This is a genomic window from Moraxella sp. CTOTU48841 (assembly GCF_032061225.1).
Taxonomy (GTDB): domain Bacteria; phylum Pseudomonadota; class Gammaproteobacteria; order Pseudomonadales; family Moraxellaceae; genus Faucicola; species Faucicola cinerea.
In genome coordinates, this window is the sequence record NZ_DAMBFQ010000014.1 from 23,190 (window position 1) to 34,329 (window position 11,140).

The window sequence follows — 11,140 nt, forward strand, 5'->3', positions numbered from 1 at the left end:
TTGAGCAAAAAATGACTGAAAAATGCCAAGCCGTATTGTTTGACCTTGATGGTACCTTGATTGATACGGCACCTGATTTTATTCGGATTATTAAGGTGATGTGCGCCAAACACCAGCACCCAGCACCCAGTAATACCGCCATTCGCGAGCAAGTTTCTGCAGGCGCCAGAGCGATGGTCAAGCTGATGTTTGGCGAGCTTGCCAATGTGACTGAGGATGACCCAACCTTGCTGGCTTATCGGCAAGAGTTTTTGGACACCTATGAAGCTGATATCTGTGTCGATAGCCGCTTGTTTGATGGGCTTGATTCGCTGCTAAAAAACTTGGAATCACGTGGCATTGTATGGGGCATTGTCACCAATAAGCCGCGTTATTTGGCGGAAAATTTATTAGAGAAACTTCAGCTAACTGAGCGTTGTGCTGTACTGGTATGCCCTGATGATGTCAAACATACCAAACCTGACCCAGAGCCCATGTATTTGGCAGTAGCATGGTTGAATGAACAACTTGGGCGTCAGTTACAGCCTAAAAATTGTGTGTATGTCGGTGACCATATTCGTGACATTCAAGCGGGCAAAGCGGCGAATATGCGTACGATTTTGGCAGCTTATGGCTATATTCCCCCTGAAGACCAAGCGGATTTGGGCAGTTGGGGCGCAGATAATATAATCCATAGCGTCGCTGAATTGACCGCTTTGCTGGGCGATTGGACGGATGCTTGAGTGGATACCTGAACAAGCGACTAGGCGCTTGATGCATAGACAAGGTGTTAACAATTTGCCCGATTTTCAGGGAATTTTTTAGCAAGCTTTTGAGAAAAATTTTGAGGAAACTATGACTTTAGCAACGCATGATGATATCCGTAACTTTATCCCACCTGCCGATTGTCTAAAAGGTAAAAATATTTTGGTCACAGGGGCAGGTGATGGCATCGGTAAAGCAGCAGCGCTAAGCTATGCAAAATATGGCGCGACCGTGCTACTACTTGGCAAAACCGCGAGCAAGCTTGAAGCCGTGTATGACCTAATTGAAGCAGAAGGCGGTGCTGAGCCTGCCATGCTACTGATGAATTTAGAGAGCGCAAGCTACACTGAAATGCAGCAATTGGCGATTTTGATTGAGCGTGAAGTCGGGCATTTGGACGGTGTTTTACACAATGCAGGGTTGCTCGGTGTATTGACCCCACTTGAAATGTATGACCCGATTATTTTTGAGCAGGTAATGAAAGTCAATTTTAATGCCACCTTTACCCTTACCCAAGCTTTGCTACCACTACTCAAATCTGCACAAAGTGGCTCAGTGGTGTTTACCTCTAGTAGTGTTGGCAGCCGTCCACGCGCGTTTTGGGGAGCGTATGCGCTGTCAAAATTGGCAGTAGAAGGGATGAGCGATATTTTCACCCAAGAAACCCAAAAAACCACCACCCTGCGCTTTAACTGCATCAATCCCGGTGCCACGCGTACCCAAATGCGGGCTGCTGCTTATCCGAGCGAAAACCCCAATACCTTACTTGCACCCGAAGACTTGATGAGTGCGTATGTTGCCTTGATGACTGATGAAGCGGCAGGTATCAAAGGTCAGGTGATTGATTTACAACCACAATAAAATGGCGCGATGACAGCTTTGATACGCTATTGAAATTTGATAAAACCACTACCATATTATTATAGTTAAACTATTAAAATCTAAGGAAAAATATGGCAAGTGGTTGGGCTGCGGATGGTGCAGAAAACGAACAAATTGAAGCGACTATTAATGACGCAATTGAACGGGCAAAACGGGCATTGCCACAGGGTGAGAGTCTAACTCATTGTGAGGAGTGCGATGCCCCGATTCCCGAAGCACGGCGTCTTGCGATGCCTGGGGTGCGCTTGTGCGTGCATTGTCAACAATCGCTAGAACAGCATCAGCAGAAAGTTGAGCTATTTAATCGCCGTGGTAGTAAAGATAGCCAATTGCGCTAAGCGTATTGGCTAACGTTGTCGTTCATAACAATGACAGCTTATAAAAATTTTTCAAGCGGCAGGTGCGATAGCATCCATACTAGCGTACGCTGCCAAGGCTTGGTTTGTGGCTCTTCATCATACGTGACGGTTTGACCGTTCTCGAGCGTTGACCACTGAATATTGTCATCTTTGAGCGACAAGGTGTAGCTGGTTGTTGGCAAGGCTTGCAAAAATTCATTGCGGATTTTGTTGGCAAGTACAGGGTGGGTGATGGCAACGCCAAGTTCGGTATTGGTCAAGGCTGAACGTGGATCAAAGTTGAACGAGCCGATATACACCTTTTCACCATCGCTTTCAAATGTTTTGGCATGTAAGCTGGTTGCAGAGCTTCCCGTCAAGTATGAATCACGCAGATTGTCTTTGATGGCATTGGGCTTGAGCTCATATAGCTTGACACCAGCTTTGAGTAAGTCTTTGCGGTGTTTGGCATAGCCAGAATGCACAAGCTTGACATCGGTGGCGCTCATGGCATTGGTCAAAATATTCACCGCTACGCCTTTTTTTGCAAGGTTGATAAAATAGTCTTTGCCTTGCTCCGTGGGGACAAAATACGCAGAGATTAAATTGAGTTCACGGCTGATTTTACCTAAGCTTTGGTTGATATTTAATCCTTGGGTGTTAGCTTTGCTGCCGAGTTTGTCAGGATTGTCCGTCAATAGCTGGACGCTTGCCCAGTAGAGCGGCAATTTTTGTTGTTTGATTTGGTTGACAAAGTCGATTGCCACCAAGCGCTTTAGATAGTCGTTTTTCAGCTTTAGCACAGGGTCGAGTTGTTGTGATGCGGGTTTATCAGCTTTTTGAGTTTTTGGGGTAAACACTTGGTTTAGGGCAGATGGCTCAGGTTTTTCGACCAAATCGGTGATAGGAAAAGCCAGTTTATGGTTCCAATATTGGTCAAACGCTTGTGACATTTGCGGTACAATATGCCCAACCATCAGCACATCTAGGTCAGAAAATACCATCTCTTGGTTTAAAGAAAAATACTCATCCCCGATATTGCGCCCGCCTGTGATGGTGATTTGGCTATCGGCGGTGATGGATTTATTGTGCATGCGATGATTGAGCCGCTCAAAATCGCCCACAAACCCTAGCCAGCGCCACGAGCGAAAACGATTGGGGTTCATCAATCTTACTTCAATATTGGGGTGTTCATTAAGTACCCACAGCGTTGGGTCGAGACCACGGGTATTGTTGTCATCTATTAATAATCGCACGCGCACACCGCGCTCTGCCGCTTCTTTGATGGCTTGGAACATCAGATTGCCAGTGATGTCGTTATTCCAAATATAATACTGCACATCTAGCGTTTTTTCTGCGGTGCTAATGAGTAGCATACGTGCGGCAAACGCATCCATACCATCTGGCAAGGGATAAACGCCCGTTTTTTTTGGATTGCTTTTAACCAACTCTGCGATGCCATCGGCCATGCTTTGCGAGCCAAATTGGCGAAAACGGCTGGAGGGCTCATCAGGTGGCATATCGGTTGCCACCGTTTTTTGATTGTTTTTGGTAATGACAGCGGTTTGATAGGTGCTGGATTTGCCCGTGTTGGCAGGCAGACGACCCCACCAGGCGATAAAAAACAAAATCGCCATACATACCAAAAATAGGCTGGCTAAAAAAATAAGACGACGTTTGAACAGGGGTCTTAGCATGATGGCACTCACCAAAGTCAATTAAGCCATGGGTTAAATTAGTTAAATTGACGCCCAATAAATTTGACGGTTTCATCCTTGGCCTTTTTGACGGCAAGCTTGCGGTTTTGTCCCAGCAGTAATTTGATTTGCCACAGTTTTTCTTGATACAAAGTTGTTGCAGGCGTGTGATACATGGTATTGATGATGCGTTTGCTCGCCAAGACGGCATCGGGGGAGCGATTGCTTAATTCTGCGACCAAATTCTTCGCAACTTCCATTGGCGTGTCGCTTAGATGGCTGACCACACCGTAGTCAAAGGCTTGCTGACCGTCAAAAATCCGTGCCGTCATCGCTAATTCCTTGACGATATCGGCGCGTAGCACTCCCATCGCAGACTGGGTCAGTCCCATATCCGGCACCAGTCCCCATTTGGCTTCCATAATGGCAAATTGGCAATCCGCTGTGGCGATACGGATATCGGTCGCCAGTGCCAACTGTAGCCCTGCGCCAAGGCAATGTCCATGCAATACACTGATGACAGGCATCGGCAGTTCTCGCCACACAAGACACACTTGTTGAAATTTACTTTGAAACGGTTTAATAAGCTCCCAAGCGACCTGTTTTAGGTTTTTTGGGTTGTTTAAATCCGCCAAATCAATGCCGGTAGAAAAGCTTTTACCTTCACCTGCCAAAATCACCGCCCGCACGTCCGTCCATGTGGTGAGCAGGTGGGCTAAATCAATGAGCTTATCCATCAACGCAAAACTTAACGCATTGCGCTTGTCAATCCGTGTCAGCCAAACAATGACGCTATCATCACCGCTAAGTTCCAACCGCACATCGGGTGCAAGGTTATCGTTTGCAGCTTTGACACGCTGCGCTAAAGATGAAGCAGTAGCACGCTGAGAAAATGGCAAAAACCCTACACCCGGCAATATTTTTGATACCGACAAAACCGACATACGCATCCTTAAAATTTGACCAACCCAATACACTTAAAAAAATGTTGCGAAAACGCAATGATTTGCAATCATTAATCTCACTTTACTGATTTTGTTGGTTGGGCACAAGAGGCGATATCGGACGATACGTTTAAGAAAGGTAACGTGGAATAGCAAGTATGCCAAACCTAGGTGGCATTGTGGTGATGGGTGTTAAATCATCTTCCAGGTCATGTCGTTTTCTTTGAGCTGGGCATATTTGAGTGCAGGGAATTGACTCAAATCAGCCTGTGCCAAGTTATCGAGCGCTTGTAGCATTTGCTCATAATAAGGTGCCAAAATGGCAAATTGCGCAGGTGAGCTATTGTTGATATTTAGCAAGCACTTGTCTTCAAGATTTTGGCTAGCTTGGCGTAGCTGTGGTACGCCCGTATAACGACTCGCCCCTAAAATGCGATGCGCCGCGTGGGACAAGGCTTGCCTGTCGTGGCGCTGCCAAGCCTGCTGCAAGTCACTTTTTTCCTGCTCAATCGACTCAATCAGCAAGGTAATTAAGTTGGCTGCCAAATCAGGCTTACCTGCTACCCGCATCACCGCATCATCCCAATCAATGACCGCAAGACTTGCTAGTGACTCAGCGCTATGCTGACTGCTGACCGATGGTAGGCTTGGCAGATTAGCGTTGTCATCGGTGGTGGTCGCTGAGGCGGCTAATGGCGTATGAGCAAATACGGCATTCTCTTTAGGGGTTGCAGGTGCAGTACGCGGGTGATTTGCCCCAGACACTATAGACGCTATCGACCGCGCCGAGATGGGTGAGTTGATAGCAGACTTGCCAGAAGCCACATCAGCGGTTGAGTCAAAAGTCACATCAGCGGACACGGACGTGCTGTGTTTACCCAACCAGCGTTGCAGGATTTGCAATAACTGGGCTTGACTGATTGGTTTGCCCACATAGTCATCAATCCCAGACGCCAATAATGTATCGCGTTCATCCGATAGACTATGTGCGGTCAGGGCAATAATCGGAATATGTTGATGTCCTGCTTGCGTTTCAACCTTACGGATTTGGATAGCGGCTTCACTGCCTGACATTCTTGGCATTTGAATGTCCATAAAAATTAAATCCACGGCAGTATCGCTTTGTGACTGGTGGGTAGTGATGTATTCAATGGCATCAAACCCACTATTAACCGTCACCACATTAATGCTCAGCTCAGCCAATAACGCTTCTAGTACCAATAAATTGGGCAGATGGTCATCCACGGCAAGCACAGTAAAGCCATGCCACTGCGGCAGTGTAAGCTCTTGGCTGCTGGCAGAATTGCTATCGAGCAGCTGATAAAGTTGGCGACGATCGAGCGGCTGATACAAGGCTTGTGCTTGGTAACGCGACAATAATTCTGGCTCAAGATTGACTTGATAGCCAAATAGTAGCAATTTACCGGCATAATGTAAGCGTACTTGTTTGAGCAGCGACGTGGTATCCTCAGTGGTACCATTGTCCACGATGACCCAATCCCAATGATTGCCTGTTTCTTTGAGCGATTCAAGTAGGCTTGCTAGCGTACTTGCGGTAGTAATGGCAATCGGTAATTCGCGCAATGAGCCTTTTAATACTTGTAAGCTTGCAGGATGGTCAATCCAAACCAAGATATTTACCGCAGCGATAGCATCAGCCGCCATATAACCGGCATCGGTTTTTGGCGGGACGATGGCGGGTAACTGCCAAATGGGGTCATGGATAAGCAGCCGCTGCTGCTCTTGGTTACTGATGCTCATCGGCAAGGTAAACCAAAACGTCGTGCCTTTGATTTTGTGCGATTGGCTCGCATCACCCGCTTGCTCAGTGGCGTTGTCATAAAAACCAATATTGCCGCCCATCAGATAGGTAAGCTGTTTTGAAATCACCAACCCTAGCCCCGTACCACCGTACTGGCGAGTAATCGAAGGATCGCCTTGCGAAAAACTTTGGAACAGCACTTTTTGATGCTCAGGCGAAATCCCGCGCCCTGTGTCTTGCACACTGATATGAATTAAATCATCGATGTCATCATCCAGACTGACCCGCACAATGACCTCGCCATCATCGGTAAATTTGATGGCGTTGTTAACAAGATTGGTCAACACTTGCTTAGTGCGTAACGCATCCCCCACCAAATAATGCGGCACATCGTCATAGAAGAACACCGCCAGGCGTAAATCTTTCTCCGCCGCCAGTGGCGATAGCATATCCACCACATCGTAGATACTGGCATACAGGTCAAATTCATGACTATCTAGTACCAATTTACCGGCTTCAATCTTAGAAAAATCAAGCACGTCATTGACCAAGGCTAATAGGTGCGCTGAAGACTTACGAATCGTTTGCACGTACAAGTCTTGCTCGGCATTTAAGCCGCCATGACGGGATAATAGGTTGATAAAGCCGTCAATACTGTTAAGTGGGGTGCGTAACTCGTGACTGATATTGGCTAAAAATGCCGATTTGGTTTGACTGGCTGAAACCGCGGCATCACGCGCATTGCGAATTGAGATGTTTTGCATTTCCATCTCGTCAAAAGCCAATCGCAAATCATCTTCGGTCTGTTCGGCGTGATTTTTGAGTTCTTGGAAACTTTTGTGCAGACGTCTTAAGGTCTTGACCAAATCCTGTTGCAGTTGGTTGATTTCACCGCTGGCGTTGATGGTCATCGGTTTATACAGGTTGTTGGCGTTGGTGCGCTGCAAATGTAACCGCATCTCATAAATCGGCGCAATCCAGCGTCTAGCATATATGTGGGTAGTCAATAGCAGCAGTAAAATAGTAAAGAGTCCGGTAATCGCTAACGCTAACATCACTTGATAGCGAGCCACTTGTAGCGGCTCATTATCAATATTGACAATAAGCCACAAGGTCGGTAGTGGGGCGGGCGCGCTTAGTACCAATTTTCGACCAAATAAGCTACTACCCTTGCTATTAAACAGGCCGTTGGATTGGGTGTTGAGCTGCGTCAGCAAATAAGTTTGCTGTGTATTGCTTTGCGCTTGCAGATGTCGTCCCAAAAAAGGCAACAAGCGCGGATTGGGCTGTTGTGACAAATCCCCAAAACTGACCAACACTTTACTTTGTTCGTTGACAATCGCCACACCTTGCAAGTGTTTGTCGTTGATGGCATTTTGTAGGGCAAATTGCAAATTGGCTTGTAGCGCCGCCAGTTCTTTGGGTGACAGCTCAGCTTTATTTGCGCTATCTTTACTTGAGGCATTATTGCTATTAGGCTGAGTGCTAGTTGTAGATAGCGCTTGGTTGATTTTAATCAGATTCGTCTGCATAGAAGCGGCGACTGGCTGCAGAGTCACCAGCAAATTATCGGCGGTTGATTGCTGAATGGTACGCGCAGCACGGCTGGTATCCGATAACACCAAAAAACCACCCGTCAAGGCGAGTACGCTAATCGGCAAAAACACCAACAGTATCAACTGTCCATAAGCGGTGGAAAAATCCAAGTGAAATCGTTTGCTCACATTGCTAGCCTTGCATCAGCCTAATTTAGGCATCAGATTTTTTATCAGGGTTTTGGGGTATAGCGTTTCATTTTATAGGATTTTAGCCAATTTTGCTTGTGTCGCTGGGGTTTTTGTCGCAAGTAAATTTTTGACAAGTCTATACCCTAGCAAAAAATCGAGATAAAATCAGATGGGGTAGCGGTGGAAAAATGACTTGCACAATAATCATGATTCGCCACTGACGGGTGATACGAATTTTGCTAAACTACGCGCGCAATCCAAAAAAATTACTGTTAAAAAAACTAATCAACGTTAGCTAATCTATAAGCTATACTAAATGCATCTACTCAAAGCTCGTATTATCAAAAGTTCATGGCCAAAAACTAAGGTTGTCTTATGACCCATAATAATTTCATCACTGAAACCAGCACGCTCAATGACTGCATTGGACATACGCCACTGGTCAAGCTGGCGCGATTTGCACCGCAAACCGACCAAGGCACAGCCACGCTGCTTGCCAAACTTGAAGGCAACAACCCAGCGGGCTCAGTGAAAGACCGCCCTGCCTATAACATGTTTTATCAAGCGGAACTGCGCGGCACTATCAAGCCAGGCGACACCATCATTGAGGCCACCAGTGGCAATACAGGCATCGCCCTTGCGATGGTCGCAGCAATGCGCGGCTATGCCATGACGCTGATTATGCCTAGCAACTCTACCCAAGAGCGTAAAGACGCGATGGCAGCGTATGGGGCGACATTGATTGAAGTCGATAACATGGAGTCGGCACGCGACCTTGCCCAGCAAATGCAGGCAGAAGGCAAAGGCATCGTACTCGACCAGTTTAACAACCCTGACAACAAACAAGCGCATTATCTGACCACAGGTCCTGAGATTTGGCAGCAAACCAATGGCACAATTACCCACTTTATTAGCTCAATGGGTACCACAGGCACCATCATGGGCGTGTCCAAATACCTAAAAGAACAAAACCCAAATGTGCAAATTATCGGTTTACAGCCCGCTGAAGGCGCTAATATCGCAGGGATTCGCCGATGGCCAGCCGCCTATTTGCCAAAGATTTTTGAGCCAAGTTTGGTGGATAGGGTGATGGACATCGAGCAGCACGATGCGGAAGTGTTTATGCGTAAGCTTGCCCGCGAAGAAGGGATTTTTGCGGGGGTATCATCAGGTGGTGCGGCGTGGGCAGCGTACCAAATCGCTAAAGAACACCCAAATGCGGTGATTGCATTTATCGTCTGTGACCGTGGCGATCGTTATCTATCAACAGGGTTGTTTGGTGTTAAAGATGACGCTTAATACCCAATAAACTAAAGCAGAAATCATAAAGCAGAAACTAACAAGGAAGTATTATGGCTACGCCAGCGCCGATTTTAGTATTTGATATCGAAACCATACCCGATGTTGCCACAGGCAAGCGGCTATACCCTGAGTTAGCTGGGTTATCGGATAACGATGCCATGACCAAGCTTATGGCACTGCGTGAGCAAGATGTTGGGCATCCTTTTATGCCCCTGCCTTTGCACCAAATCGCTTGTCTTTCGGTGTTGTGGGTGGCGGGTGGTAAAATGACCCTCAAATCGCTGTCGCTGGCTGACCATAGCGAAGCGCAAATGATTCAAACCTTTTTTAATGCCATCGAAAAAAATCCGTTGTTGGTGAGCTGGAATGGCAAGGGCTTTGATATACCGGTTATGGTGTATCGGGCGTTACAGCATGGTCTAACCGCGCCCAAGCTGTTTAGCCAAACCGGTGAGATGAGATACAACAACTATATCAACCGGTATCATGACCGTCATACCGATTTGATGGTAAAACTTGCCATGAATAGCACGTCGCAAAAACTCGATGTCGTGGCATCCCTATGCGGCTTTGCAGGCAAGCAAGCGTTGGACGGCTATGATGTGGTGCCTATGGTGCAAGCAGAAGCATGGGATAAGCTCACCACTTATTGCGAGAGCGATGTGCTCAACACTTGGCTGATTTTTTTGCGCTACCAACGACTCACGGGACAATTTTCAGCTGAGCAAAGCGAGCAATGGGAATCCACCACCCGAGACTATCTGCAATCGTTCACCAATCAAGACAATAGCCTGCGCCATGATAAATTTTTGCAAGCGTGGCAACCTGCTAGCAATTTAGCAGATGACCAACATATCACTGATATTGCCATCACCCAGCCGCCATCTGATACCCCAACCAACCAAGTAGAATCACCATGAATACCATTTTTCCACCCAGCCAAGTGGTGGCACTGCCCATCCATCAATCTGAGCAAACCTTTCCTGTCCGCCGCGTGTATTGCGTGGGGCGCAACTATGCCGACCACGCCCGAGAAATGGGGAGTGACCCAGACCGTGAGCCGCCATTTTTCTTTTGTAAAGCCAGTGACAGCGAGTCGATTATTGCGGTTCGACCCGATAGCGTTGCCCAATTGCCTTATCCGACTAAAACGCAAGCGCTACATTATGAAGTAGAATTGGTGGTTGCGATTGGCAAAGATGGTGCCAATGTGAGTGTAGCACAGGCACATAACTTGATTTTTGGCTATGCCGTGGGGCTCGACATGACGCGCCGCGACTTGCAAAACGAAATGAAAAAATCGGGTCGCCCGTGGGAGATTGGCAAGGCGTTTGACTATTCGGCACCCATTGGCGAAATTTATCCCGTTGCTAGCGTTGCTCGGATACAACAAGCAAATATTTCACTGGCGGTGAATGGCGAGCCCAAACAACAAGGCAATATCAATCAGTTAATCTGGAATGTGGCAGAGACCATTGCCAATTTATCTGAGTTTTTTGAACTCAAAGCAGGGGATTTAATTTTTACAGGGACACCAGCGGGCGTGGGTGCGGTGGTGAAAGGCGATACCATCCTTGCGCAAATTGACGGACTGGGTAAAATTGAATTGGTGGTTGTGTAAAAAAGTAGTGTAAAAGATGAAAAAAGGCGCTAGTAATAGCGCCTTTCTTATTAAAATGATTAATTTTAGGCTGTGGTCTAAAAAGTATGCTCACTAGACCCAGCCATAATTGACGTAGTGAAA

At 47.0% G+C, this 11,140-nt stretch carries 9 protein-coding genes; 6 read left to right on the forward strand and 3 right to left on the reverse strand.

What is annotated here, in order from left to right:
• Nucleotides 1-11 precede the first annotated feature (11 nt).
• The 3 genes from RT034_RS10245 to RT034_RS10255 all read left to right on the forward strand — a co-directional run bounded on the left by RT034_RS10245 (nt 12) and on the right by RT034_RS10255 (nt 1,964).
• Nucleotides 12-722 carry an HAD family hydrolase gene (locus RT034_RS10245; protein ID WP_313016409.1) on the forward strand — a complete coding sequence of 237 codons (711 nt, stop codon included), beginning with the start codon at nt 12-14 and terminating at the stop codon, nt 720-722.
• A gap of 112 nt (nt 723-834) precedes the next feature.
• Nucleotides 835-1,605, forward strand: a complete 771-nt coding sequence (locus tag RT034_RS10250; protein WP_095356302.1) for a YciK family oxidoreductase — start codon at nt 835-837, stop codon at nt 1,603-1,605.
• 92 nt (nt 1,606-1,697) lie between these two features.
• Entirely contained in the window at nt 1,698-1,964 is a 267-nt protein-coding gene (locus RT034_RS10255; protein ID WP_144918554.1) for a DksA/TraR family C4-type zinc finger protein, read from the forward strand.
• A gap of 38 nt (nt 1,965-2,002) precedes the next feature.
• Here RT034_RS10255 and RT034_RS10260 read toward each other — a convergent pair whose 3' ends face one another.
• From RT034_RS10260 to RT034_RS10270, 3 genes are all read right to left on the reverse strand, one after another.
• Nucleotides 2,003-3,661 (reverse strand): phospholipase D family protein, encoded by a 1,659-nt coding sequence (locus RT034_RS10260; protein WP_313016412.1) that lies wholly within the window; start codon nt 3,659-3,661, stop codon nt 2,003-2,005.
• A 38-nt stretch (nt 3,662-3,699) separates the two neighbouring features.
• Nucleotides 3,700-4,605 carry a crotonase/enoyl-CoA hydratase family protein gene (locus RT034_RS10265; RefSeq protein ID WP_313016413.1) on the reverse strand — a complete coding sequence of 302 codons (906 nt, stop codon included), beginning with the start codon at nt 4,603-4,605 and terminating at the stop codon, nt 3,700-3,702.
• A gap of 192 nt (nt 4,606-4,797) precedes the next feature.
• Entirely contained in the window at nt 4,798-8,091 is a 3,294-nt protein-coding gene (locus RT034_RS10270; RefSeq protein WP_313016415.1) for an ATP-binding protein, read from the reverse strand.
• 378 nt (nt 8,092-8,469) lie between these two features.
• Between RT034_RS10270 and cysM the strand changes: the two genes are divergently transcribed.
• The 3 genes from cysM to RT034_RS10285 are packed head-to-tail and all read left to right on the forward strand — an operon-like array spanning nt 8,470 to nt 11,017.
• Nucleotides 8,470-9,393 (forward strand): cysteine synthase CysM, encoded by a 924-nt coding sequence (gene cysM / locus RT034_RS10275; protein ID WP_188875379.1) that lies wholly within the window; start codon nt 8,470-8,472, stop codon nt 9,391-9,393.
• Between the two features lie 53 nt (nt 9,394-9,446).
• Entirely contained in the window at nt 9,447-10,316 is an 870-nt protein-coding gene (locus RT034_RS10280) for a 3'-5' exonuclease (RefSeq protein WP_313016418.1), read from the forward strand.
• On the forward strand, nt 10,313-11,017 hold the full coding sequence (locus tag RT034_RS10285) for a fumarylacetoacetate hydrolase family protein (RefSeq protein ID WP_313016420.1): 705 nt from the start codon (nt 10,313-10,315) through the stop codon (nt 11,015-11,017). Before RT034_RS10280 ends, RT034_RS10285 begins: the two co-directional genes overlap by 4 nt.
• Nucleotides 11,018-11,140 lie beyond the last annotated feature (123 nt).